This is a genomic window from Micromonospora sp. NPDC049836 (assembly GCF_044465125.1).
Classification (GTDB): Bacteria; Actinomycetota; Actinomycetes; order Mycobacteriales; family Micromonosporaceae; genus Micromonospora.
On sequence record NZ_JBITLH010000002.1, the window covers coordinates 1 to 23,244 of the forward strand.

The 23,244-nt window shown below is 73.1% G+C and carries 22 protein-coding genes; 10 read left to right on the forward strand and 12 right to left on the reverse strand.

Annotated features, from left to right (window positions below; translation table 11 throughout):
* Nucleotides 1-82: 82 nt before the first annotated feature.
* Complete coding sequence (gene metH, locus ACIBPB_RS04510) at nt 83-3,598, reverse strand: methionine synthase (RefSeq protein ID WP_396838189.1); 3,516 nt, start codon at nt 3,596-3,598, stop codon at nt 83-85.
* A gap of 219 nt (nt 3,599-3,817) precedes the next feature.
* Between metH and ACIBPB_RS04515 the strand changes: the two genes are divergently transcribed.
* Nucleotides 3,818-4,687 (forward strand): PAC2 family protein, encoded by an 870-nt coding sequence (locus ACIBPB_RS04515; RefSeq protein WP_151465579.1) that lies wholly within the window; start codon nt 3,818-3,820, stop codon nt 4,685-4,687.
* A 112-nt stretch (nt 4,688-4,799) separates the two neighbouring features.
* Nucleotides 4,800-5,591, forward strand: coding sequence for a GntR family transcriptional regulator (locus ACIBPB_RS04520; RefSeq protein WP_396838190.1), 792 nt, complete (start codon nt 4,800-4,802; stop codon nt 5,589-5,591).
* A 44-nt stretch (nt 5,592-5,635) separates the two neighbouring features.
* Here ACIBPB_RS04520 and mshC read toward each other — a convergent pair whose 3' ends face one another.
* The 4 genes from mshC to ACIBPB_RS04540 form a co-directional block, all read right to left on the reverse strand.
* The gene (mshC, locus tag ACIBPB_RS04525; RefSeq protein ID WP_396838191.1) at nt 5,636-6,874 is read right to left on the reverse strand and encodes a cysteine--1-D-myo-inosityl 2-amino-2-deoxy-alpha-D-glucopyranoside ligase; all 1,239 of its coding nucleotides are present in this window, start codon (nt 6,872-6,874) and stop codon (nt 5,636-5,638) included.
* A 67-nt stretch (nt 6,875-6,941) separates the two neighbouring features.
* Nucleotides 6,942-7,760, reverse strand: coding sequence for an SCO1664 family protein (locus ACIBPB_RS04530; protein ID WP_396838192.1), 819 nt, complete (start codon nt 7,758-7,760; stop codon nt 6,942-6,944).
* Nucleotides 7,757-8,341 (reverse strand): DUF3090 domain-containing protein, encoded by a 585-nt coding sequence (locus ACIBPB_RS04535; protein ID WP_396838193.1) that lies wholly within the window; start codon nt 8,339-8,341, stop codon nt 7,757-7,759. The genes ACIBPB_RS04530 and ACIBPB_RS04535 overlap by 4 nt, the downstream gene beginning before the upstream one ends.
* Before the next feature lie 232 nt (nt 8,342-8,573).
* Nucleotides 8,574-9,287: a histidine phosphatase family protein gene (locus ACIBPB_RS04540; protein ID WP_396838194.1), complete on the reverse strand. Its 714-nt coding sequence runs from the start codon at nt 9,285-9,287 to the stop codon at nt 8,574-8,576.
* Between the two features lie 1,128 nt (nt 9,288-10,415).
* Between ACIBPB_RS04540 and ACIBPB_RS04545 the strand changes: the two genes are divergently transcribed.
* The gene (locus tag ACIBPB_RS04545; RefSeq protein WP_396838195.1) at nt 10,416-11,003 is read left to right on the forward strand and encodes a hypothetical protein; all 588 of its coding nucleotides are present in this window, start codon (nt 10,416-10,418) and stop codon (nt 11,001-11,003) included.
* A 531-nt stretch (nt 11,004-11,534) separates the two neighbouring features.
* On the opposite strand, the gene ACIBPB_RS04550 is transcribed toward ACIBPB_RS04545, so the two are convergent.
* Together ACIBPB_RS04550 and ACIBPB_RS04555 are read right to left on the reverse strand one after the other, a co-directional pair.
* Nucleotides 11,535-12,371: an undecaprenyl-diphosphate phosphatase gene (locus ACIBPB_RS04550; RefSeq protein ID WP_396838196.1), complete on the reverse strand. Its 837-nt coding sequence runs from the start codon at nt 12,369-12,371 to the stop codon at nt 11,535-11,537.
* Nucleotides 12,368-13,420: an LLM class F420-dependent oxidoreductase gene (locus tag ACIBPB_RS04555; RefSeq protein WP_396838197.1), complete on the reverse strand. Its 1,053-nt coding sequence runs from the start codon at nt 13,418-13,420 to the stop codon at nt 12,368-12,370. The genes ACIBPB_RS04550 and ACIBPB_RS04555 overlap by 4 nt, the downstream gene beginning before the upstream one ends.
* Nucleotides 13,421-13,586: 166 nt before the next feature.
* Between ACIBPB_RS04555 and ACIBPB_RS04560 the strand changes: the two genes are divergently transcribed.
* Both ACIBPB_RS04560 and ACIBPB_RS04565 read left to right on the forward strand, forming a co-directional pair.
* Nucleotides 13,587-14,558, forward strand: a complete 972-nt coding sequence (locus tag ACIBPB_RS04560; protein WP_396838198.1) for an aldo/keto reductase — start codon at nt 13,587-13,589, stop codon at nt 14,556-14,558.
* A gap of 128 nt (nt 14,559-14,686) precedes the next feature.
* Nucleotides 14,687-14,878, forward strand: coding sequence for a DUF5703 family protein (locus tag ACIBPB_RS04565; protein ID WP_046570170.1), 192 nt, complete (start codon nt 14,687-14,689; stop codon nt 14,876-14,878).
* Between the two features lie 58 nt (nt 14,879-14,936).
* On the opposite strand, the gene ACIBPB_RS04570 is transcribed toward ACIBPB_RS04565, so the two are convergent.
* Nucleotides 14,937-15,596 (reverse strand): hypothetical protein, encoded by a 660-nt coding sequence (locus ACIBPB_RS04570; protein ID WP_396838199.1) that lies wholly within the window; start codon nt 15,594-15,596, stop codon nt 14,937-14,939.
* Nucleotides 15,597-15,657: 61 nt separating this feature from the next.
* A complete protein-coding gene (locus tag ACIBPB_RS04575; RefSeq protein WP_396838200.1) occupies nt 15,658-16,986 on the reverse strand; it encodes a M20/M25/M40 family metallo-hydrolase in 1,329 nt (442 codons plus the stop codon).
* Nucleotides 16,987-17,169: 183 nt separating this feature from the next.
* Between ACIBPB_RS04575 and ACIBPB_RS04580 the strand changes: the two genes are divergently transcribed.
* From ACIBPB_RS04580 to ACIBPB_RS04590, 3 genes are all read left to right on the forward strand, one after another.
* Complete coding sequence (locus ACIBPB_RS04580; protein ID WP_396838201.1) at nt 17,170-17,787, forward strand: hemerythrin domain-containing protein; 618 nt, start codon at nt 17,170-17,172, stop codon at nt 17,785-17,787.
* An 81-nt stretch (nt 17,788-17,868) separates the two neighbouring features.
* On the forward strand, nt 17,869-18,876 hold the full coding sequence (locus ACIBPB_RS04585) for a LysR substrate-binding domain-containing protein (protein ID WP_396838202.1): 1,008 nt from the start codon (nt 17,869-17,871) through the stop codon (nt 18,874-18,876).
* Nucleotides 18,873-19,109 (forward strand): hypothetical protein, encoded by a 237-nt coding sequence (locus ACIBPB_RS04590; RefSeq protein ID WP_357322223.1) that lies wholly within the window; start codon nt 18,873-18,875, stop codon nt 19,107-19,109. The genes ACIBPB_RS04585 and ACIBPB_RS04590 overlap by 4 nt, the downstream gene beginning before the upstream one ends.
* A gap of 51 nt (nt 19,110-19,160) precedes the next feature.
* Here ACIBPB_RS04590 and ACIBPB_RS04595 read toward each other — a convergent pair whose 3' ends face one another.
* The 3 genes from ACIBPB_RS04595 to ACIBPB_RS04605 are packed head-to-tail and all read right to left on the reverse strand — an operon-like array spanning nt 19,161 to nt 22,269.
* Nucleotides 19,161-19,511 carry a DUF3140 domain-containing protein gene (locus ACIBPB_RS04595; RefSeq protein WP_396838203.1) on the reverse strand — a complete coding sequence of 117 codons (351 nt, stop codon included), beginning with the start codon at nt 19,509-19,511 and terminating at the stop codon, nt 19,161-19,163.
* Nucleotides 19,511-19,684 (reverse strand): hypothetical protein, encoded by a 174-nt coding sequence (locus tag ACIBPB_RS04600; protein ID WP_156313230.1) that lies wholly within the window; start codon nt 19,682-19,684, stop codon nt 19,511-19,513. Before ACIBPB_RS04600 ends, ACIBPB_RS04595 begins: the two co-directional genes overlap by 1 nt.
* A 32-nt stretch (nt 19,685-19,716) precedes the next feature.
* A complete protein-coding gene (locus ACIBPB_RS04605; protein WP_396838204.1) occupies nt 19,717-22,269 on the reverse strand; it encodes an ATP-dependent Clp protease ATP-binding subunit in 2,553 nt (850 codons plus the stop codon).
* A 139-nt stretch (nt 22,270-22,408) separates the two neighbouring features.
* Between ACIBPB_RS04605 and ACIBPB_RS04610 the strand changes: the two genes are divergently transcribed.
* Nucleotides 22,409-22,786 carry a hypothetical protein gene (locus ACIBPB_RS04610; protein WP_396838205.1) on the forward strand — a complete coding sequence of 126 codons (378 nt, stop codon included), beginning with the start codon at nt 22,409-22,411 and terminating at the stop codon, nt 22,784-22,786.
* A 197-nt stretch (nt 22,787-22,983) separates the two neighbouring features.
* Nucleotides 22,984-23,244 (forward strand): hypothetical protein, encoded by a 261-nt coding sequence (locus ACIBPB_RS04615; protein ID WP_357322486.1) that lies wholly within the window; start codon nt 22,984-22,986, stop codon nt 23,242-23,244.

Genomic DNA, 23,244 nt, shown 5'->3' on the forward strand with positions numbered 1-23,244 from the left:
CCCGGACGGCCTGGAGACGGCATGATCATGCAAATCAGGGCCATCTTCGGTGCTCCGCCGCAGGTCAAAGCACCTGCGGTCATCACTTGGCGTTGAAGTAGCTCGCCTCCGGGTGGTGCACCACGATCGCGTCGGTGGCCTGCTCCGGCACCAGCTGGAACTCCTCGGAGAGCTGCACCCCGATCCGCTCGGCGCCGAGCAGCTGGACGACCTTCGCCCGGTCCTCCAGGTCCGGGCAGGCCGGGTAGCCGAACGCGTACCGGCAGCCGCGGTAGTCGGTGCCCAGCAGGCCGGCCAGGTCGGCCGGGTCCTGGTCGGCCACGGTGCGCCCGCCCGGCAGGGTCAGCTCGGTGCGGATCCGCCGGTGCCAGTACTCCGCGAGGGCCTCGGTGAGCTGCACCGACAGGCCGTGCACCTCCAGGTAGTCGCGGTACTCGTTGCCGGCGAACATCTTCGCCGTGTACTCGCTGATCGGCTGCCCGACGGTGACCAGCTGCAACGCCACCACGTCGAGCTGCTCGCCCTTGGGGCGGAAGAAGTCGGCCAGGCAGAGCCGCCGCTCCTGCCGCTGCCGGGGGAAGGAGAACCGGGCCCGCTCGCTGTGCCCGTTCTCGTCCAGCACCACCAGGTCGTTGCCCTCGGAGTAGGCCGGGAAGTAGCCGTACACCACTGCGGCCTCGAGGACCTTGTCGGCGATGAGCCGGTCCAGCCAGTAGCGCAGCCGCGGCCGCCCCTCGGTCTCCACCAGTTCCTCGTACGACGGGCCCTGGCCGCCGCGCGCGCCGCGCAGCCCCCACTGGCCGAGGAAGGTGGCCCGCTCGTCGAGCAGCGCCGCGTAGTCGGCCAGTGGGATCCCCTTGACCACCCGGGTGCCGAAGAACGGCGGGGCCGGCACGTCCACGTCGACCGCCACGTCGGAGCGGACCGACGCGTCGTCCAGCTCGGGCAGCGCCTCGCGCACCATCGCCCGCTGCCGCTCCCGCCGCTCCCGCCGGGCGGCCAGGGCGGCCTCCCGCTCCGGGTCGATCACCGGCGCGCCGCCGCGCTTGGCCGTCATCACCCGGTCCATCAGGGACAGCCCCTCGAACGCGTCCCGGGCGTAGTGCACCTGGCCGGGGAAGATCGACCGCAGGTCGTCCTCCACGTACGCCCGGGTCAGCGCCGCTCCCCCGAGCAGCACCGGCCAGCGCTCGGCGACCCCGCGCGCGGCCATCTCGGCCAGGTTCTCCTTCATGATGACCGTGCTCTTGACCAGCAGCCCGGACATGCCGATGGCGTCGGCGCGGTGCTCCTCGGCCGCGTCGAGGATCGCGTTGATCGGCTGCTTGATGCCGATGTTGACGACCTCGTAGCCGTTGTTGGACAGGATGATGTCGACCAGGTTCTTGCCGATGTCGTGCACGTCGCCCTTGACGGTGGCCAGCACGATCCGGCCCTTGCCGCCGTCGTCGGCCTTCTCCATGTGCGGCTCCAGGTAGGCCACCGCGGTCTTCATCACCTCGGCGGACTGGAGCACGAACGGCAGCTGCATCTGGCCGGAGCCGAACAGCTCGCCGACCACCTTCATGCCGTCGAGCAGCAGATCGTTGATGATGGACAGTGGCGCGCGTCCCTCGGCCATCGCGGTGTCCAGGTCGGCCTCCAGGCCGTTGCGCTCACCGTCGATGATGCGCCGCTTGAGCCGCTCCTCCAGCGGCAGCGCGGCCAGTTCCTCGGCCCGGGTGGCCCGCGCCGACGCGGCGTCGACGCCCTCGAAGAGCTCGATGAAGCGCTGCACCGGGTCGTACCCCTCGCGGCGCCGGTCGTAGATCAGGTCGAGGGCGACCTCGCGCTGCTCGTCGGCGATCCGGGACATCGGCAGGATCTTGCTGGCGTGCACGATCGCCGAGGTCAGCCCGGCCTGCGCGCACTCGTGCAGGAAGACCGAGTTGAGCACCTGCCGGGCGGCCGGGTTCAGGCCGAACGAGACGTTGGAGATGCCGAGGGTGAAGTTGACCCCCGGGTAACGGGCGGCGATCTCCCGGATCGCCTCGATCGTCTCGATGCCGTCGCGGCGGGTCTCCTCCTGGCCGGTGGCGATCGGGAAGGTCAGCGCGTCGATGAGGATGTCCCCCCGGCGCAGCCCCCACCGGCCGGTCAGGTCGTCGATCAGCCGGCACGCCACGCGTACCTTCCAGTCCCGGGTGCGGGCCTGGCCCTCCTCGTCGATGAGCAGCGCCACCACCGCGGCGCCGTGCTCGGCGACCACCGGCATCACCCGGGCGTAGCGGGACTCCGGGCCGTCGCCGTCCTCGAAGTTGACCGAGTTGACCACGCAGCGCCCGCCGAGCATCTCCAGCCCGGCCTCGATCACCGCCGGTTCGGTGGAGTCCAGCACGATCGGCAGCGTGGAGGCGGTGGCGAACCGGCCGGCCAGCTCGCGCATGTCCTGGGCGCCGTCGCGGCCGACGTAGTCGACGCAGAGGTCGAGCAGGTGCGAGCCGTCGCGGGCCTGGCCGCGGGCGAGCTCCACGCAGGCCTGCCAGTCGCCGGCGAGCATGGCATCCCGGAACGCCTTCGAGCCGTTGGCGTTGGTCCGCTCCCCCACCATCAGGATGCTGGCGTCCTGGGCGAACGGCACGTGGTGGTAGATCGAGGAGACGCCCGGCTCCGGCTGCGGCTGCCGGGCCACCGGGCGGGTGCCGCCCAGCCGCTCGACCAGCACCCGGACGTGCTCCGGGGTGGTGCCGCAGCAGCCTCCGACGAGCGCCACGCCGTAGTCGGTGACGAACTGTTCCAGGGCGTCGGCCAGCTCCACCGGGGTGAGCGGGAAGTACGCCCCGTCGGCGGTGAGCACCGGCAGGCCGGCGTTGGGCATCACCGACACCGGGATGCGCGCGTGCTGGGACAGGTAGCGCAGGTGCTCGCCCATCTCGGCCGGGCCAGTGGAGCAGTTCAGGCCGATCAGGTCGACGCCGAGCGGCTCGATGGCGGTCAGCGCCGCGCCGATCTCGCTGCCCAGCAGCATGGTGCCGGTGGTCTCCACGGCGACCTGGCAGATGATCGGGACGTCCCGGCCCAGCTCGGCGCGGGCCCGCTTGGCGCCGATCACCGCCGCCTTGACCTGGAGCAGGTCCTGGCAGGTCTCGATGATCAGGGCGTCCGCCCCGCCCGCGATCAGGCCCGCCGCGTTCTCCTGGTACGCGTCGCGCAGCGTGGCGTAGCCGGCGTGCCCCAGGGTGGGCAGCTTGGTGCCCGGCCCCATCGAGCCGAGCACGAAGCGGGGCTGCTCCGGGGTGGTGTACGCGTCGGCGGCCGCCCGGGCCAGCCGGGCGCCGGCCGCGGAGAGCTCCCGGATCCGCTCGGCGATGCCGTACTCGGCGAGGTTGGGCAGGTTCGCGCCGAAGGTGTTGGTCTCCACGCAGTCCGCGCCCGCGGCCAGGTACGCCTCGTGCACGCCCCGGACCACGTCCGGCCGGGTGACGTTGAGGATCTCGTTGCAGCCCTCAAGGCCGTCGAAGTCGTCCAGGGTCAGGTCGGCGGCGTGGAGCATGGTCCCCATCGCGCCGTCGGCGATGAGGATCCGGTCGGCCAGCACATCGAGCAACGAAGTCCGCACAGGGCCAGGTTAGTGCGACGGGCCGCCGACGGGTGATCGCAACCAGCCGTTCCCACATACTGTCGGCGGGATCACCACGGCACGGTCAGCCGTTCGGTCCGCCGGGTCGGTCGGGCCGACCGGCGCGGCCGGCGGGCCGCATCTCCCGCCGGCACGTAGGCTGGCGGACGTGAAGCACATCAGGGACACCGCTCCCGGCGAGCAGGGTGAGGTGACGGCGTGACCGAGTTCGACGGGCTGCCGGTGCTGCGCTCCCCGGTCGCCATCGCGGCTTTCGAGGGCTGGAACGACGCGGCGGACGCCTCCACGGCGGCCGTGGAGCACCTGGAGCAGGTCTGGCAGGCGCGGCAGGTGGCCGAGCTGGACCCGGAGGACTTCTACGACTTCCAGGTGAGCCGGCCGACGATCACCATGGCCGACGGCGAGACCCGCCGGGTGGAGTGGCCCACCACCCGCTTCATGGTGGCCAGCCCGGAGGGCACCGAGCGGGACGTGGTGCTGATCCGGGGCATCGAGCCGAGCATGCGCTGGCGCACCTTCTGCGAGCAGGTGCTGGAGATCTGCCACAGCCTGGAGGTCGAGCGGGTGGTGCTGCTCGGCGCGCTGCTGGCCGACGTGCCGTACACCCGGCCGCTGCCGATCAGCGGCAGCGCCTCGGACGCGGACGCGGCGAAGCGCTACCAGCTCACCCCGACCCGCTACGACGGCCCGACCGGCATCGTCGGGGTGCTGCACGACGCCTGCACCCGCGCCGAGGTCGACGCCGTGTCGTTCTGGGTGCACGTGCCGCACTACGCCAACAACCCGCCCTGCCCGAAGGCCACCCTGGCCCTGCTGCACCGGGTCGAGGAGGTGCTCGACCTGCCGGTGCCGATGGCCGACCTGGCCGAGGAGGCCGCCGAGTGGGAGCAGCGGGTGCGCAGCGCGGCCGAACAGGACGCCGAGCTGGGCGAGTACGTCCGTGAGCTGGAGGAACGGGTCGGCGACGCGGGGATTACCCCGTTGACCGGCGACGAGATCGCCCAGGAGTTCGAGAAGTACCTGCGCCGTCGGGGCGGCTCCGCCGGTCCCACCGCCGGCTCCTGGTAGCTGTCCCTGCCGAAGACCGGGTCCTGCGGGGCCCGGCCTTCGGCGTGTCCGGGGTGGCGCCGTCACCCCCGCTACGGCATCCTAGGAACCTAGCTGTCAGGAGGAGGCGGGCATGCAGATCAACCCCGGTGCGGCCGAGTTCCCGCACCGCCAGATCGCCGCGCAGCTCAAGGCCCAGGTGCGCCGTGGCGACTGGGCGCCCGGCGAGCGGCTGCCGTCCATCCCGGCCATCGCCGAGATGTTCGGCGTGGCGAAGCAGACCGTCCAGCGCGCCGTCGACCAGCTGCGGGTCGAGGGCATCCTGATCACCAAGCCCGGCTCCGGTACGTACGTCCGGGGCACCCGCCGCCGCCTCAACCGGCTCTCCCGCGGCCGGTACGGCGGCTTCCGCGGCTACCACACCGACCTGGCCGCCCGGTACAAGCAGCAGCTCGTCTCCGTGGGCCGGGCCCCCGCCCCGCCCGAGGTGGCCGACGCGTTCGGGGTGGCCGACGGCAGCGAGCTGCTCTGCCGGCGGCACCTGGTCCGCACCGACGAGTCACCGGTCGAGGTCGGCGCCTCCTGGTTCCTGCCCGGCGACACCGCCGGCACCTCGCTGGAACAGGCTGAGGCGTTCGGCCGCCCGCTCTACCAGGAGGCCGAGGAGGCCACCGGCCGGCGCTACGTCACGGCCACCGACACGATCAGCGCCCGCCAGCCCAGCCGGGAGGAGGCGGAGATCCTGCAGATCCGGCCCGACACCCCGGTGCTGCACCTGCTGCACGTCGCCTACGACGAGCGGCGCAAGCCGATCGAGGTCGCCCAGGCCACCTGGCCCGGCCCGATGACCACGCTCACCGAGGAGTACCGGATCCCGGCCCCGGCGCCCGAGCAGGACCCGGACCCGGGTCTCGTGCTCGGCTGAGCGCGCCACCGGCCCCGACCGGTGCCGGGAAGGGCGGCCGCGCCCTACAGGCGGATGCCGAGGAGGGCGTCCACGGTGTCGGCGAAGAGCTTCGGGGCGGCGGAGTCGTCTCCGACGCCGGCCAGCGCCTGCTCGGCCCAGGCGTCGGCCACCGCGAGCGCGCCGGGGGTGTCCAGGTCGTCTGCCAGCCGGGCGCGTACGCCGGCGAGCAGCTCCGCCCCGGACGGCCCGGCCGGCGCGGCGGCGGCCCGGCGCCAGCGGTCCAGCCGCTGCTGCGCCGTGTCGAGCAGGTCGTCGGTCCACGAGCGGTCGGCGCGGTAGTGGCCGCTGATCAGGGCCAGCCGGACCGCCATCGGGTCCACCCGGTCGGCGCGCAATCGGGAGACGAAGACCAGGTTGCCCCGGGACTTCGACATCTTCTCGCCGTCCAGGCCGATCATGCCGGCGTGCACGTAGTGGTCGGCGAAGGGCGCGCTGCCGGTGAGCCGCTCGGCGTGCGCGGCCGAGCACTCGTGGTGCGGGAAGAGCAGGTCGTTGCCGCCGCCCTGCACGTCGATCCGGTCGCCGAGCAGGTTCAGCGCGATCACCGCGCACTCGATGTGCCAGCCGGGCCGCCCCGGGCCCAGCTCCCCGCCCGGCCAGGACGGCTCGTCCTCCCGGGCGCCCCGCCACAGCAGCGGGTCGAGCGGGTCGCGCTTGCCGGCCCGGTCCGGGTCGCCGCCGCGCTCCGGGAAGATCTCCAGCATCTCCTCCCGGGAGAGGTTGGACTCGTAGCCGAAGTCGGGGGCGGCGGAGACGTCGAAGTAGACGTCGCCGGTGCCGTCGTCGAGCCGGTACGCGGCGCCGTCCTTGAGCAGCACGAGGACCTTCTCGGCGATGTCCGGGATCGACTCCACCGCGCCGACGTAGTGCTCCGGCGGGATGATCCGCAGCGCCTCCATGTCCTCCCGGAACAGCGCCGTCTCCCGCATGGCCAGGACCTTCCAGTCCTCGCCGTCGCGCGCGGCCCGCTCCAGCAGCGGATCGTCGATGTCGGTGACGTTCTGCACGTACCGGACAGTCACGCCGGCGTCCCGCCACATCCGCTGCACCAGGTCAAAGGTGATCATGGTGGCGGCGTGGCCGAGGTGGGTGGCGTCGTACGGCGTGATGCCGCACACGTACATGGCGGCGTCCCCGTCCGGGCGACTGGGCTGGACACCTTGCCGCGCCGAGTCGTACAACCGCAGTGGCTCGCCCCTGCCCGGCAGCCGTGGCACCTCGTGTCCCGTCCAAGACTCCATGACCATCAGCCTAACGAGCCATCAGGCGCTCGGGTGCCGGGCCACGGGTGATCAACGTGACAACGATTCACATGGGCGGCCAGGGCATGGCCGGCCACTCCTGCGGCGGCAGCGGGAAGCGACCGGTCTCGCGCAGCCGGTCCACCCGGGCCGCCACCTCGGCGATCTCGGAGAGCATCAGGTGCTCGGCCAACTCGTCACCGAGCGCGCCGGTGAGCTGCCCCGCCAGCCCGTCCAGCATCTCCACCGCGTCCGGCGGCAGCTGCCGGCCGGCCCAGCCCCACAGGACCGTACGCAGCTTCTCCTCCACGTGGAAGCAGACGCCGTGGTCGACGCCGTAGATCCGGTCGTCCGGACCGACGATGACGTGGCCGCCCTTGCGGTCGGCGTTGTTGATCACCGCGTCGAGGACCGCGAGCCGGGCCAGCCGCGGGTCGTCGGCGTGCGCGAGGGCGTACGCGGCGCCGTCGTCGTCGCGGGCCGCGGCGACCGCGAACCAGCGCGGCGGCACCGCCTCGGCCGGCACGAACCCGACCAGCGGTTCGGCGTCCTCCGGCTCGTCGATCCAGAGCTGGCAGGAGCCGGGCCCGAACGGGCCGTCACGCAGCACCGTCGGCGGCACCAGGTCCCAGCCGGTGGCCCGGGCGACCAGGTACGCGGCGACCTCCCGGCCGGCGAGCGTACCGTCCGGAAAGTCCCAGAGCGGCCGCTCGCCGCGCACCGGCTTGTAGACGCAGCGGGCCGTCGCCCCGTCCAGGCTGAGGATGCCGCGCAGGGTGGTGTTGGAGGCGTCGACCAGCCGCCCCTCCAGGGTCAGCTCACCGTCGCTGAGCAGGCGCAACGCGTCGATGCCACCCTGTCGGGGCTGGAGTTCCGACGAGGTCACCGGTGGTAACCGTTGTGCCGGGGGCAGAGATGGCCCGCCGGATCCAACGGCTGGCCGCAGAGCGGGCAGGGCGGGCGGCCGGCGTTGACCACCCGGCGGGCCCGCTCGATGAACGCGCGGGTCGCCTCGGGGGTCAACCGCACCCGGAGCCGGTCGAGGTCCTCGTCCGGCTCGTCCGGCTCCTCGTCCTCGACGTCGTCGTCGGGGCCATCGCCCAGCTCGACCTCGACCTCCGTCTCACCGACCGCGATCGCCTCGATCACCACGGTGGCGGTGTCCACGTCGAAGGCCAGGCCCAGGGTGCCGACCCGGAACTCCTCGTCGACCGGGGTGTCCAGCGGGTCGTTGTCACCGACGGCCGGCGGGAGCTCCGGCAGGTCCACGCCGAACCGGCGCTGCGCCTCGGAGAGCAGCTCCTCCAGCTTCTCGGCGAGCAGGGACACCTGGACCTTCTCCAGCGCGACGCTGACCAGCCGGCCACCGCCGCGCGCCTGCAGGAAGAACGTACGCTCCCCCGGCGGGCCGACGGTTCCGGCGACGAACCGCTCCGGCGGCTCGAAGGCGTGCACCTGGTGGGTCATACCCACGACCCTATCCGGAGCGTGGGAGCGTCGCGCAGCCCACCGACGCCGAATCCGCCCAGGGCGAACGCGCCAGCCCCGACCGCCCGGTGCATCCCGTTCCCGGCCGCACCCCGGGCCAACTCGGCCGCACCCCGGGCCAACTCGGCCGCTCCCCCGGCCACGACGGCCGCTCCCCCGGCGGCGACGGCCGCTCCCCGGGCCACGACGGTCGTTCCCCGGGTCGGTCGGCTCACCGGGTCGCCCCCGCGCCGCCGCCCACCGCCGCGTCCGAGTCCGCCCGCCGCGTCGACCGCCCGCGCCGCCGGCGCGCCGGCGGCACCAGGCTGGCCAGGTCACCCCCGGTGTCATTGAGCCGGACCAGGAACGGACGCAGCGGCGTGTATCGGATCGCGGTCACCGACGCCGGGTCCGCCACGATCCGCTGGAAAAGATCCAGGTGTACGCCGAGCGCGTCCGCCACGATCGCCTTGATCACGTCGCCGTGGCTACACGCCAGCCAGACCGCCTCCGGCCCGTGCTCCGCGGTCACCCGGGCATCCCAGGCGCGTACCGCCGCGACCGCCCGCGCGGACATCGCCGCCATCGACTCCCCGTCCGGGAAGACGGCGGCGCTCGGGTGCTGCTGCACCACCGGCCAGAGCGGCTCCTTCGCCAGCTTCTTCAACGGCTGCCCCTCCCAGGCGCCGTACCCGCACTCGATCAGCCCTTCCTCCACCACCGGCTCGGCCTCGGGCAGCGCCAGCTCCAGGGTCTGCCGGCAGCGGATCAGCGGACTGGTCACCACCGCGCGGAGCGGCAGGCCCTTCAGCCGCTCCCCCACCGCCGTGGCCTGGGCCCGCCCGGTCTCGTCCAGCTCGACCGGTTGCCGGCCGGCCAGGCCCCCGTCGGCGTTGGCGGTGGTCCGGCCGTGTCGCAGAAGCAGAAGGGTCGCCACGCTGACCACCCTAGGTCCTCGCCGATCCGCCCCGCGTACCACCGCGCACCTACCAGGCGACGTGATCCGGGACCCGTGCCGGCACCGCCTGTTCGAGTCCATCGTGTGCCTGTGGACGCTCCTCCCTCCGCCGCACTCCGCGCCCCCGCGTCACGGTCACCCCTGGTCCCTTGATCCACCCCGGTCGTGCATCTCGTGGCGTCCTCGCCAGCCACTGGCCCCCTGATCCACCCCGATCGCGACATCCCGTGGTGTCCTTGGCTTTTGAAGGACCTCTTTGCCGCATCCCGAGTTGATCAACCCTTGGTCGAGGCGGGCACGGCGACGGTTATGTCTGGACTTCGCCTACCTGTCCTTGGTCGTCGGGTTGGAGGCCTCGACGTCTCCCTTCGAGGATGTGCCGAGGTGCGGCCGGAACGCCGGCAAGCGGGCCCGGCGGTGGTCGGATCCCCGTCGCCGGTCGGCCCCGCAGCAGGGTGCCGGCAACCCATCGGGCCTTGGGCTGGAACGCGGCACCCGTCACGCCTGCAGCCAGAACCGCCATCCGGCCGGGCGCGAGCGGAACGTGGCACCCGTCGCGCGCCCAGCCGGAACGAGGCAAGCAACCCGTCGCCTCGCGCCGCCGGAACGCGGCAACCCCGTTGCCTCGCGCAGTCGGAACGCGGCGACCCCGTCGGGCTCGCCCCGAAGCGTGACGATCCCGGCTAATCACGCTCAGCCAAGGCCGAACCGGGAAGAGCGCCCTCCGCAGTCGAAAGCACCTCGCGGCGCGCGTCGAGGCTGATGCTGTCTGGCCGCCGATGCGTGGTCTGTCCGGTTCCGGGGGTGTGGTCGGCGGCACCGTGGGGCCGGAATGGCTGGGGGCCGGGGGTCGTTGTATCGGGGTGAACGGCCGAGGAAGAGCACCCTTCACGGGTGTCGGGCCCCCGGGAATGATGGTGGGCCGGCGGTCGTTACACATGGTCCCGGCGCCGCGAAGAGGCCCCCCGCCCCGCGGCCGGGATGATCCCCCCAAGACTTTCCCCCTGTGGGTGTGCGCGTGTATCGCGTCGCCTTCTTTGAGCGCCTGACGGTGCTTGCGCACATCTCACCGGTCCCCCGCCGGGGTGTGCGCCGTCCCCCGAATGGAGCTTTGTCATGAACACGATGCTGCGTAAGAGCGTGCTGGGTATTGCTGGTCTGGCGTTCACCGGTGGTGTGTTCGCCGGTCCGATCGCCGCCCACGCCGACACCCCGACCATGCAGGCGAAGCCGGTCGCGGCCGTGCAGGCCGACAAGCCGGACATGGGCAAGCTGATTCCGCACGGTGTGCAGGGCGCCCAGTCGCGTATCGACCTGTCCGATGAGCAGACCGCCAACGCCAAGGCGATCATCGCCGCCACGAAGAAGGCGGGTCTGCCCGAGCGGGCCGCGGTGATCTCGATCGCCACGAGCCTGCAGGAGTCGAAGCTGGAGAACCTGGGCCACCTCGGCGACAAGAATGATCACGATTCGCTGGGCCTGTTCCAGCAGCGCCCGAGCTCGGGTTGGGGCACGCCGGAGCAGATCACCGACCCCGAGTACTCCACGCTCGCGTTCGAGAAGGGCCTCAAGCAGGTCGACGGCTGGCAGGACATGCCGCTGACCGAGGCCGCGCAGACCGTGCAGGTCTCGGCCTACCCGGATGCCTACGCCCAGTGGGAGCAGCAGGCCGCCGACATCGTCGCCCAGCACTGGAACAGCTGACCACAACCACCAACCACCATGCACCAAGCACCAAGCACACGCTGGCCGGCACCCGACAACGGGTGCCGGCCAGCGGCGTCTCCCCCAAGCCGAGCACAACAAGCTCAGCGAGCAGCCACCACCGGCCGACGAACGCCCACCACAGGCCGAAAGGTGAGGGCGCCTGCCGAACCCGACGGCCCAGCACAACGGCCTGAGTAAGCACAGCCGGTGACCGCCGGACAACGAAGGCCCACGACGGGCCGGGGCGAGGATGCCTGCCGAACCGCCGACCGAGCCCGACGGCCTGAGTAACACGAGGGCCTGAGTTCGCAGGGCGGTCACCGCCGGACGGCGAACGCCCACGACGGGCTGGGGGCGAGGGTGACCGGCGCAGGGATCAAGCCTGACCGCCCGGAGCCGGTCACCCTCGCCCCCAGCCCTAACCGCAACCAGAACGCAGCCGCAACCAGAACACAGCCGCAACCAGCAACAAGGCGCAGCCAGCACGAAGCCCAGCCAGCCACCCGAGCCGGAATCACACCGGAAGACCTACGTAGCGCTGATCGTTCCCGTCAGCAGCAGGCAGAGGACCAGGGTCCCGAGCGCCACCCGGTACAGCACGAACAGGTACAGCGTGTGGTGGGCGACGTAGCGCAGCAGCCAGGCGATGGCCGCGTACCCGATGGCGAAGGCGATCACCGTGGCGACGACCATCTGCGCCACGCTCGGTGCCGCCGTGCCCGGCTCGGCCGGTTCGAAGACGTCGCCGAGGCTGAACACGCCGGAGAGCACCACCGCCGGGATGGCCAGCAGGAACGAGTATCGGGCCGCCGTCTCCCGGGTGAGGTTGAGCAGCAGGCCGAAGGTGAGCGTGCCGCCGGAGCGGGACACCCCGGGGATCAGCGCCATGGCCTGGGCGAAGCCCATGACGACGCCGTCGCGCATCCGGAAGTTCTCCAGTGTGCGGGTCTGCCGGCCCCAGTATTCGGCGAACGCCAGCACCAGGGCGAAGAAGATCAGCGTGAAGGAGATCAGGTACAGGTTCCGGGCGGTGTCCCGGATGGCGTCCTTGAAGAGCAGGCCGAGGACGCCGATCGGGATGGTGCCGACGATGACGTACCAGCCCATCCGGTAGTCGAGGCTCGACCGGACGGAGCGGTCGACCAGCCCGAGGCACCAGGTCCGGATGATCCGCCAGATGTCCTTGAAGAAGTAGATGAGCACGGCCGCCTCGGTGCCGAGCTGGGTCACCGCGGTGAACGACGCGCCGGCGTCCCGGCCGAAGAAGATCGCCGAGGTGATCCGGAGGTGTCCGGACGACGAGACGGGCAGGAATTCCGTGAGCCCCTGGACGATGCCCAGGACGATGGCCTCGACCCAGGTCACTCGCCGACCCCGGAGAGTTCCAGCGACTCGGCGACGGTACGCAGGGTCTGCACGCCGCTGTCCCGGTCGGCCACGAACAGCGACACGGACAGGGTGGTCACGCCGGCGGCGGCGTACTCCCGCATCCGGTCGGCGATGCGCTCCTTCGGCCCGAGCAGCGAGGTCCGGTCGATGAACTCCATCGGCACCGCGGCGGCGGCGTCGCGTTGCCGCTTGGCGAGGTAGAGGTCCTGTACCTCGCGGGCCGCGTCGCCGTAGCCCATCCGGGTGGCGAGCTGGTTGTAGAAGTTCTGCTGGCGGCTGCCCATCCCGCCCACGTAGAGGGCGGCGTACCAGCGGACCAGCTCGGCGCAGGTGGCGATGTCGTCGCCCACCACCACCGGCACGGACGGGACGACGTCGAAGCCGGCCAGCTCCTTGCCGACCTTGGCCCGCCCGGCCCGGACGGAGGCGAGCTGCTCCTCGGCGAACTCGGGGGCGTAGAAGACCGCCAGCCACCCGTCGGCGATCTCGCCGGCCAGCTCCAGGTTCTTCGGGCCGACCGCGGCCAGGTAGATCGGGATGTGCTCGCGCGGCGGGTGGAAGCCGAGCCGCAGCGCCTTGCCCGGCCCGTCGGGCAGCGGCAGGGTGTAGTGCTCGCCGTCGTACGCGACCTGCTTGCGGGCGACCGCGAGTTTCACGATGTCGACGTACTCCCGGGTGCGGGCCAGGGGCTTGGCGAACCGGACGCCGTGCCAGCCCTCGGAGACCTGCGGGCCGGAGACGCCCAGGCCGAGCCGGAACCGGCCGCCGGAGAGCGCGTCGATGGTCGCCGCGGTCATCGCGGTCATCGCCGGGGTGCGGGCGGGGATCTGCATCACCGCGGCGCCCACGTCGATCCGCTCGGTCTGGCCGGCCATCCAGGCGAGCATGCTGGGCGAGTCGGAGCCGTAGGCCTCCGCGGCCCACACCACCGAGTAGCCGAGCCGGTCCGCCTCCTGGGCCAGGGCCAGGTGGTCGGCGGGTGTGCTCCACGCCGTCTGGTATCCGAGGCTGAGCCCGAGTCGCACTGGTCCTCCCACCATCCGCACCACAGGTCGCATCAGGTTACGCAATGCCGGTGGGACGGCCGATCACCGGCTCGCCTCGAACACGTCACACCGGCCGGAAGGTTGAGCAGGAAGTTGACTCCGGGCGAGGATATCCGTGACGCCGGCTTCGAAATAAGGTTCACGCATGCAACAGCGACCGCTCGGCCGAAGCGGGCTGGCGGTTTCGCGGCTCGCGCTCGGCACCATGACCTGGGGACGGGACACCGATGCCGACGACGCGGCCGCCCAGCTGAAGAGCTACCTCGACGCGGGTGGAAACCTGATCGACACCGCCGACGTGTACGCCGACGGCGACGCCGAGTCGGTGATCGGCGCGCTGCTGGGCAGCCTGGTGCCCCGGGACGAGCTGCTGATCGCGACGAAGGCGGGGCTGCGGCCGGGCAGCGGGCGCCGCCGGGACGGCTCGCGGGGGCACCTGCTGCGCACCCTGGAGGCGTCGCTGCGCCGGCTCGGCACCGACCACGTCGACCTGTGGCAGGTGCACGGGTACGACCCGGACACCCCGCTGGAGGAGACGCTGTCGGCGCTGGACCACGCGGTGTCCAGCGGCAAGGCCCGCTACGTGGGGGTGTCGAACTTCGCCGGCTGGCAGACCGCGCGGGCCGCGGCCTGGCAGGCGGCCTGGCCGGGGCGGGCGCCGGTGGTCGCCGCCCAGGTGGAGTACTCGCTGCTGGAGCGGGGCGTGGAGCGGGAGGTGCTGCCCGCCTGCGAGGCGATGGGGCTGGGCGTGCTGCCCTGGTCGCCGCTGGGCCGGGGGGTGCTCACCGGCAAGTACCGGCACGGCCGGCCGGCCGATTCCCGGGCCGCGTCGCCGCACTTCGAGCGCTTCGTCGCCACGTACCTGGAGCCGCGCTGCTCGAGCATCGTGGAGGCGGTCGCCATCGCCGCGGGCGGGCTGGGCGTGTCCCCGCTGGAGGTGGCGCTGGCCTGGATCCGGGACCGGCCCGGGGTGACCGCGCCGATCCTCGGCGCCCGGACCGTGGGGCAGCTGCTCGGGGCGTTGCAGGTGGAGCGGATGACGCTGCCGGCGGAGATCGTCACCGCGCTGGACGACGTCTCGGCGGTGCCGGTCGGCTATCCGGAGCGGGACGGCTGAGCCCACGGCCCGGCCGCACGCCACGCGCGACGCGGCCACCGTCGGCGGTCGCAGGGCCACGGGGGGACGCGACGCGGGTCACGGTCAGGGGGTGGCGGCAGGCCACCGGGCTGGGCAGCATAGGAGTCATGGACTACGAATACGCGCCGCTGCGGTTGCCCGCGAATGTCGACCGGTTGACCGCCGCGGCGCAGTTGGCGATCCAGGCGGAGTTCTCCGGATGGGAGCTGGCCCGGGTGCGGCTGTACCGGGACGGGACGCGGCAGGTGGTGCTGCGCCGTCGCCGGGTCAACCAGCCGCAGCCGGGCCTGTCGTACTGACGGGGCTGGACGGGACCGGGGCCCGCACCGCTCGGCGGGGCCCCGGGCCGGTCACGGCCTAGTGGGCGTGGTCGTGATCGTGTTCCTCGTCGAGCTCGAGGAAGGGGTGCTCGTCGAGCCGGCCGACCAGCCGGTCGTCGACGGCGGGCTGGAACGGGCCGAGCGGGTCGTCGTCGTCGAACGACTCCAGGTCGACCGGGGTGCCGACCTCGCTGACCATGACCACCCCGTCGAGCGGCTCCAGCTCGGGCACGTCCAGCGCCGACAGCGACCCGTCGCCGCTCTGCAGCAGCTCCAGCACGGCCTCGCCGACCCCCTCGACCGGGGCCGCCTCGTCCTCCTCGGGAGTGCCCTCGCGGCGGGCCGCCTCGGCCACCCGGATCAGGGCCGACACGCTGGGCACCCGGTAGTCGCGGCGCTGCCGCACCGAGATGACCCGCGGGTGCGGGTCGGTGGCCTCGACGCCCTCGGCCGCACCGAAGCGCTCGTCGGCCTCGTTCGGGTCGATCGACTCCACGTCCCACGGCGTCACCTCGCCGAACGCGTCGAGCAGCTGCTCGTCGTACGCGAAGGAGGCGTTGTTCAACGCGACGTACGCCTGCCAGACGTCGTCGTCGTCGATGCGGCCCTGGGCCGCGCGGACCGCGGTCAGGTGGGCGCGGGCGGCGTCGATCACCCGCTCCAGTGCGGCGTCCAGCTCACCGTGCTGGTCGGTCATGTGTGGCAGTCCCTTCGCAGATGGGGGAGTTCCGCGCCGACGCCGGACGCGACGGACACGATTAGCAGTCGCGGAGAAACCGGTCGAGAACCCGCACGCCGAACTGTAGTCCGTCCACCGGGACCCGCTCGTCGATGCCATGGAACAGGCCGGAGAAATTGAGGTCGGCGGGCAGCCGCAACGGCGCGAAGCCGAAGCAGCGGATGCCGAGCTGCGAGAACGCCTTGGCGTCGGTGCCGCCGGAGAGCATGTACGGCACCGGCCGGGCGCCCGGGTCCTCGGCGCGCAGCGCGGCGGACATCGCCTCGACCAGGTCGCCGTCGAAGGTGGTCTCCAGGGCCGGCTGGCGCTGGATGTACTCGATGGCGATGTCCGGGCCGACCAGCTCGCGCAGCTGCCGTTCCAGCAGCTCGGACTGGCCGGGCAGGCTGCGGCAGTCGATGGTGGCGGTGGCCCGGCCGGGGATCACGTTGTCCTTGTAGCCGGCGCCCAGCCGGGTCGGGTTGGCGGTGTTGCGGATCGTCGCGCCGATGATGTTGGCGATCGGGCCGAGCTTGGCGATGGCGGTCTCCGGGTCGTCCGGGTCGATCTCGATGCCGAGGACCTCGGCGACCTCCGCCAGGAAGGCCCGTACGGTGTCGGTCATCACCACCGGGAAGCGGTGCCGGCCGATCCGGGCGACCGCCTCGGCGAGCGCGGTGACCGCGTTGTCGTCGTGCACCATCGAGCCGTGCCCGGGGCGGCCCTTGGCGTGCAGCCGCAGCCAGTCGATGCCCTTCTCGGCGGTCTCGATGAGGTAGAGCCGGCGCTGCTCGTCCACCGAGTAGGAGAAGCCGCCGACCTCGCCGATCGCCTCGGTGCAGCCGTCGAAGAGGTGGCGGTGCCGCCGGGCGAGGAAGTGCGCGCCGTAGTCGCTGCCGGCCTCCTCGTCGGCGGTGAAGGCGAGCACGATGTCGCGGGCGGGGCGGACGCCGGCGCGCTGCCAGCCGCGGACCACGGCGAGCACCATGGCGTCGAAGTCCTTCATGTCGATCGCGCCGCGGCCCCAGAGGTAGCCGTCGCGGATCTCCCCGGAGAACGGGTGCACCGACCACTCGTCGGGGTCGGCGGGGACGACGTCGAGGTGGCCGTGGACCAGCAGGGCGTCCCGGCCGGGGTCGGTGCCGGGGATCCGGGCGACCAGGTTGGCCCGGCCGGGCGCGGACTCCAGCAGCTCCGCCTCGATCCCGACCTCGGCAAGCCGCTCCGCGACGTACTCCGCCGCGCCGCGTTCGCCGGCGCTGGTGTCGTTGTCCCCGGTGTTGGTGGTGTCGATGCGCAGCAGGTCGCGGCAGAGGTCGACGACCTCGTCGGTGGGGTCCGGTCGGGCGGAAGCGGCGTCGCTCGTCATCGCTTCTTCATACCAGCCGCCGGGGTGGACCGGCGCGCCCCGGGCCGGGCCCGGTTTCGCCGGCCGCGCCGCCGGGTACCGCCGGAGGCGCAACACCCGTCGATCGGTTCGCCGGGGTCACGGCCCGGCGTCCGCCGCGCCGGGCCCGGGCGGCCGCCGCCGCCACCAGTCGAGGAGGGCGCCATGACCGTTCCGCTGCCGCCGCTGCCGCCCACCGCCGAGGACGCGTACCGGCCGGGCGGGCGGAGCCTGGCCGACCTGGTGGACCGGGAGCACCGGGCCCTGCTCGACCTGGCCGAGCAGGTGACCGCCCCGGGTCTGGACGACGCGCGCCGGCGGGAGGTGCTCGACGTGCTCACCGCGGCGGTGTCCCGGCACCTCTCGGCCGAGGAGCAGTACCTCTTCCCCGCCGCGCGGGCCGCCGTGCCGGAGATCGCGGAGCTGGTGGACCGGGAGATCGAGGCGGACGCCGCGCTGTTGACCGCCCTGAAGGGACTGTCGGCGCCGGACGCGCCGGCGCTGGCCGAGGTGGCCGAGCGGGTCCACCGGCACGTCAGCCGGGTGGCCGCGCTGGTCACCCCGCTGCGGGCGGTGGCCAGCGACGCCGAGCTGATCCGGCTGGGCAACCGGTGGGAGATCGCCGAGGAGGCCGCGCCGACCCGGCCGCACCCGGGCACCCCGGCCACCCCGCCCTGGAACAAGATCGTGGAGCCGGCGGTGGGTGTGCTGGACAAGGTCCGCGACGTGGTGACCGGACGGCGGACCCGGCTGTCGGACCTGGAGCGACCGCGCGGGCAGTGAGCGGAGCCGTTCGACCGATCGGCATACGCCGATGTCCTGCGGACCCTTCCGGATGCCGGTTCGTGGTCCTACGGTCACCGTATGAATCTGGAGCTGCGACACCTGCGGGTGGTCTGCGCGATCGCGGAGACGGGGAGCGTCACCAAGGCGGCCTCGACGCTCGGCCTGGCCCAGCCGGCGCTGACCGCCCAGCTCCAGCGCATCGAACGGGCCCTGGGTGGCCCGCTGTTCGAACGGGACCGGCGGGGCGCCCGGCCGACCGCCCTGGGTGAGCTGGTGCTGGACCGGGCCCGGGTGCTGCTGCCGGCGATGAAGGGCCTGCAGGACGAGGCGGCCCGGCTGGCCGGGGCCGGGGACCCGGTGACCCGGTACCGGTTCGGCGGGGTGAACAGCCCGATCCTGGGCCGGCTGGTGCACCGGCTCGCCGCCGCCCGCCCCGAGGCGCAGATCAGCACGTACGCGTCGTGGTCCGGGGACGAGCTGGCCCAACTGGTCGCCGGTGGCCGGCTCGACTTCGCGCTCACCGGCGTGTGCGGGGACGCCGCGCCACCCGCCGAGTTCGGGCTGTGCTGGCGGGAACTCGCCGTCGACCCGGTCTTCGTGCTGCTGCCGCAGCGCCACCCGATGGCCGACCGGGAGGAGATCCGCCTGGTGGACCTGAGTCGCGAGCAGTGGGTCGCCGCGCCCGGCGACGGCTGCTTCGGCGACTGCTTCGCGGCCGCCTGCGCCCGGGCCGGCTTCACCCCCCGCAAGGTGTACGAGGCGGACGTGCGCGGCTGCCTCGACCTGGTCGACGCGGGCGAGGCGGTGGCGCTGTGCCAGGCCACCTTCCGGCCGGTGGCCGGCCTGGTCACCCGCCGGCTGGCCGGGGTGCCGCTGCGCTGGCGGCTGCTGCTCGGCTGGCACCCGGACGCGCCGGCCGCCCGGGTCGCCGACACGGTGCTGGAGACGGCGGTGGTCGCGTACACCGACGCGCTGGCCAACCACCCGGACTACCTGGCCTGGCTGCCGCGCCACCCGGACTTCGGCGTCGCCGACCCGGCCCGCCGGGGTGCGAACCGTCTGAGCGCGGGTATCACGGCGCTATGACTGATCTGTACCCGGCCGCCGACCAGCGGGAACTGCTGCGCCAGGCGGCCGCCGCGCACACCGCCGCCGCGCAGGACGTCGAGGCGTTCCTGCGCCGGCTGCCGGAGGTGCCCGAACCGGCCGACATCACCGAGTACGCCAATCTGCTCAGCCGGGAGGAGCGGGCCCGCGCCGACCGGCAGACGGCGGCCGACGCGGCCGGCCTGCAACTGCCGAGCATGGAGTCCGAGTAGCCGGCACGGCGACGGCGCCCGGGGGTTCCCGGGCGCCGTCGCCGTGTCCGGTCAGCGTTCCACGAGCACGTCGTGGCCGAGGTCGAGCAGCGAGTGCCGCCACTCGTCGTCGGCGTTGCCGCGGCTCGGTTTCGCCGCGGTCAGCTCGCGGATCCGGTCGACGGCCTCCCGCATCACCTCGATGTCGTCCGGGGTGAGGTCCACCTTGCGCTTGGTGAGCACCTGCAGGATCCGCCGGCCGGGCTCGGGCAGGTCCAGGTCCGGGTTCGGGCCGAACGCCTCCTCCCCCGAGCCGCGGGTCAGCAGCCACTGGCGCAGCTGCTCGGAGGGGACGTTCACCTCGGCGTGGAAGTCGTCCCAGAGCACCTCGACCTCGGGGTCGAGTCGCGCCTCGCGTACCATCAGGCCTCCTCTCCCGGCGGCGACCCGGACGGTGTCGGGTCGCCCTCGCCCTTCTCGGCGTGCTGCTTGAGCCCCTCCGGCGGCACCTTGACCCGGGCCGGGTTGGCCGTCGGCGGCGCGACGATCGGCTCGCTGCGCTCGCTGTCCTCCCGGGTCTCCTCGGGTTCGGTCATCTCCGGCCCTCCGATCCGTCGGGACGTCCCGTTCATCGCGGATGGGATGTGGTCGCGGCCGTGTAGCCGCGGTCGCCGGCGCCCACGTCGAAGGCGAGCTGACCGTCCCGCGCGTCGACGGTGACCCGCTGGCCGGGCGAGATCCCGTGCTCCAGCAGCAGCCGGGAGAGCCGGTTGTCGACCTCCCGCTGGATGACCCGGCGCAGCGGCCGGGCGCCGAACTCGGGCTGGTAGCCGTGCTCGGAGAGCCAGTCGATCCCGGCGGTGGTGAAGTCCACCTCGATGTCCTGGGCGTGCATCCGGCGGCGGGTCTCCTCCAGCAGCAGCTCGGTGATCTGGCGCAGCTGCTCGGCCTCCAGCCGGCGGAAGATGATCGTCTCGTCGATCCGGTTGAGGAACTCCGGGCGGAAGGTCTCCTGGAGCCGGCGTGTCAGCCGCTCGCGCAGCTCGTCGCTCTCCTGCTGGGTGCCGGGCTCGCCGGCGCCGAAGCCGACCGAACGCTGGGTGCCGGTGATCAGCTCCGCGCCGAGGTTGCTCGTCATGATCAGTACGGTGTTCTTGAAGTTCACCGTCCGGCCCTGGCTGTCGGTGAGCCGGCCCTCGTCGAGCACCTGGAGCAGGATGTTGAACACGTCCGGGTGCGCCTTCTCGATCTCGTCGAGCAGCACCACGGCGTACGGGCGGCGGCGCACCGCCTCGGTGAGCTGGCCGGCCTCCTCGTAGCCGACGTACCCGGGTGGGGCGCCGACCAGCCGGCTGACCGTGTGCCGCTCCTGGAACTCGCTCATGTCCACCCGGATCATCCGGTCCGCCTCGCCGAAGAGCGCCTCCGCGAGGGCGCGGGCCAGCTCGGTCTTGCCGACCCCGGTGGGGCCGAGGAACAGGAAGCTGCCCATCGGCCGGTTCGGGTCGGCCAGCCCGGTACGCGACCGGCGCACCGCCTCGGCCACCGCGCTGACCGCCTCGTCCTGGCCGATGACCTTCTCGTGCAGGTGCCCCTCCAGGCGCAGCAACCGGTCCCGCTCCTCCTCGGTGAGCTGGCTGATCGGGATGCCGGTGGCCCGGGAGACCACCTCGGCGATCTCCTGCGGACCGACCGAGGGCACCTGGCTGCCGCCGTCGTCGCCCTGCGCCCGGCGGATCTGTTCCTCCAGCTCGGCGGTCCGGTCGCGCAGCTGCGAGGCGCGCTCGTACTGCTCGTCGGAGACGGCCTGCTCCTTGTCCCGGCGTACCTCGTCGAGCTGCTGCTCCAGCTCCCGCACGTCCGAGGCCGGGGTGCGGGTGCGCAGCCGCACCCGGGCGCCGGCCTGGTCGATCAGGTCGATCGCCTTGTCCGGCAGGTACCGGTCGGTGATGTAGCGGTCGGAGAGCTCGGTGGCGGCCACCAGGGCCTCGTCGGTGAAGCGGACCTGGTGGTGCGCCTCGTAGCGGTCGCGCAGGCCGCGCAGGATGCTGACGGTGTCCTCGACGGTGGGCTCGGGGACCAGCACCGGCTGGAACCGGCGGGCCAGGGCGGCGTCCTTCTCGATGCTGCGCCGGTACTCGTCCAGCGTGGTCGCGCCGATCACCCGCAGCTCGCCCCGGGCGAGGGCCGGCTTGAGCATGTTGGACGCGTCCATGCCGCCCTCGCTGCCGGCGCCGCCCGCGCCGACCAGGGTGTGGATCTCGTCCAGGAAGATGATCAGCTCTTCGCGGTGGGCCCGGATCTCGTCGATCACCTTCTTGAGGCGCTCCTCGAAGTCGCCGCGGTAGCGGGTGCCGGCGACCAGGCCGGCCAGGTCGAGCTGGATGACCCGCTTGCCGAGCAGGGTCTGCGGCACGTCGCCGTCGCAGATCCGCTCGGCCAGCCCTTCCACGATCGCGGTCTTGCCCACGCCGGCCTCACCGATCAGCACCGGGTTGTTCTTGGTGCGCCGGGACAGGATCTCCACGGCCTGCTCGATCTCGTCGGCCCGGCCGATCACCGGGTCGATCTGGTCCATCCGGGCCAGCTCGGTGAGGTCCTGGCCGTACTGGTCGAGGGTCGGGGTGCCGCGGTCCGGCTTCGGGCCGCTCATCGGGCCCCGCTCGGCGCTGGCCGCCTGCAACGACTCCGGCTGGATCCGCCCGGCGGCGAGCATCCGGCCGGCCGGCGACTCCGGGTTGAGCGGCAACGCCATCAGGATGTGCTCGGGCCCGATGTAGTTGGCCCCCATCGCCCGGCTGAGCTGGTGCGCGTCGAGCAGCGCCCGCTTCGCCGCCGGGGTGAGCGACAGGTTCGGCGGCACCTCACCCCGGGGCGCCCCCTCCCCCCGCCCGCCGAGCGCGTTGACCAGGGTGTCCGGGTCCGCCCCGGCGCGCCGGACCAGGTCGCGCAGCGGCTCCCGTTGCAGCGCCGCCCAGAGCAGGTGGTCGGTGTCCAGGTCGTTGCTGTGTTTCTGGGCCGCCCGCCGGGCGGCGTCGGCGAGCATCTCCCGCGCGTCCGCGGTCATCAGCCGGGTGATGTCGACCCGGTGCGCCGGCCGGCGTCCCCCCTCGCTCCGGCCGAAATAGCGGGCCAGGAACTCGTCCCACGGGTCGTTGCCGAAGTCACCGGGTCCCATCATCTCTGTCCTCCGCAGTCGGTCGGCACGGCCGGGGCGCGACATGGCGCGGCACGGTCGGCGGTGGCTACCCGGCGCTCGGCGCGACAAACGCGGGCGGGTGGCGGGGGACACCGGCCGGGGCCGGTGGCAGGCTGGGGGCATGGAGAGCAGACCGCTGCTGATCGTCGACGGGGCGAACGTGGTGGGCTCGCGCCCGAACGGGTGGTGGCGGGACCGGGCCGGCGCCGCCGCCCGGCTGCGCGACGCGCTGGTGCCGCTGGCCGAGGCGGGGGTGCCGCCGGAGCTGCCCCCGCCGGTGGAGGTGGTGCTGGTGGTGGAGGGTGCCGCCCGTGGCGTCGGTGCGGTGCCCGGGGTCGGCGTGGTGGCCGCGCCGGGCTCCGGCGACGACACCATGGTCGAGCTGGTCGCGGCCGCGCCGGACCGCCGGTGCGTGGTGGTCACCGCCGACCGGGAGCTGCGGGCCCGGGTGGGCGCGCTGGGCGCGCAGGTGCACGGCCCGCGCTGGCTGCCGCACTGACCGGTACGCCGGCCGGGCCGTCCGTGCACGGGACCGGCTGTCCCGCCGGCGGGACCGGCGGAACCGCGCTGCGGTGGCCTTCGCGCACGTCAGCGGCCTATTCGGACAGCCGGGCAGGAATGGCACGAGGGCGGATGTTCGACCAACCGGCGGGATGGGTTGTAATGGAGATCTCCCCCGCCCCCAGGAGGTCCGCCGTGGCGAGCGTCGCCGAGCTGAAGGCCGCCATTGATGTCGCCCTCGAGCAGATAGGTGACGGCCAGACAGCGGTGCAGGCGGCCGGCGAGAAACTGGCCGAGGCGCAGCAGACCCTGGCCGGCGCGCTGGAGGGCAGCGGCCACGAGACCGTCGAGGCGGCCCAGGCCTCGCTCACCCAGGCCGCCCAGGAGCTGGAGGAATGCCTCGCCGCCACGCTGGTCGCGGTGGAGCAGGCGCAGCTCTACGTCGCCAGCCTCTGA

Excerpts from the sequence above, each read along its gene's own strand:
- ACIBPB_RS04520 (WP_396838190.1), top strand. The coding sequence starts at position 4,800 with ATGCAGATCAACCCCGGTGCGGCCGAGTTCCCGCACCGCCAGATCGCC.
- mshC (WP_396838191.1), bottom strand. The coding sequence starts at position 6,874 with ATGGAGTCTTGGACGGGACACGAGGTGCCACGGCTGCCGGGCAGGGGC.
- ACIBPB_RS04535 (WP_396838193.1), bottom strand. The coding sequence starts at position 8,341 with ATGACCCACCAGGTGCACGCCTTCGAGCCGCCGGAGCGGTTCGTCGCC.
- ACIBPB_RS04545 (WP_396838195.1), top strand. The coding sequence starts at position 10,416 with ATGAACACGATGCTGCGTAAGAGCGTGCTGGGTATTGCTGGTCTGGCG.
- ACIBPB_RS04560 (WP_396838198.1), top strand. The coding sequence starts at position 13,587 with ATGCAACAGCGACCGCTCGGCCGAAGCGGGCTGGCGGTTTCGCGGCTC.
- ACIBPB_RS04565 (WP_046570170.1), top strand. The coding sequence starts at position 14,687 with ATGGACTACGAATACGCGCCGCTGCGGTTGCCCGCGAATGTCGACCGG.
- ACIBPB_RS04570 (WP_396838199.1), bottom strand. The coding sequence starts at position 15,596 with ATGACCGACCAGCACGGTGAGCTGGACGCCGCACTGGAGCGGGTGATC.
- ACIBPB_RS04575 (WP_396838200.1), bottom strand. The coding sequence starts at position 16,986 with ATGACGAGCGACGCCGCTTCCGCCCGACCGGACCCCACCGACGAGGTC.
- ACIBPB_RS04580 (WP_396838201.1), top strand. The coding sequence starts at position 17,170 with ATGACCGTTCCGCTGCCGCCGCTGCCGCCCACCGCCGAGGACGCGTAC.
- ACIBPB_RS04585 (WP_396838202.1), top strand. The coding sequence starts at position 17,869 with ATGAATCTGGAGCTGCGACACCTGCGGGTGGTCTGCGCGATCGCGGAG.
- ACIBPB_RS04590 (WP_357322223.1), top strand. The coding sequence starts at position 18,873 with ATGACTGATCTGTACCCGGCCGCCGACCAGCGGGAACTGCTGCGCCAG.
- ACIBPB_RS04595 (WP_396838203.1), bottom strand. The coding sequence starts at position 19,511 with ATGGTACGCGAGGCGCGACTCGACCCCGAGGTCGAGGTGCTCTGGGAC.
- ACIBPB_RS04600 (WP_156313230.1), bottom strand. The coding sequence starts at position 19,684 with ATGACCGAACCCGAGGAGACCCGGGAGGACAGCGAGCGCAGCGAGCCG.
- ACIBPB_RS04605 (WP_396838204.1), bottom strand. The coding sequence starts at position 22,269 with ATGATGGGACCCGGTGACTTCGGCAACGACCCGTGGGACGAGTTCCTG.
- ACIBPB_RS04610 (WP_396838205.1), top strand. The coding sequence starts at position 22,409 with ATGGAGAGCAGACCGCTGCTGATCGTCGACGGGGCGAACGTGGTGGGC.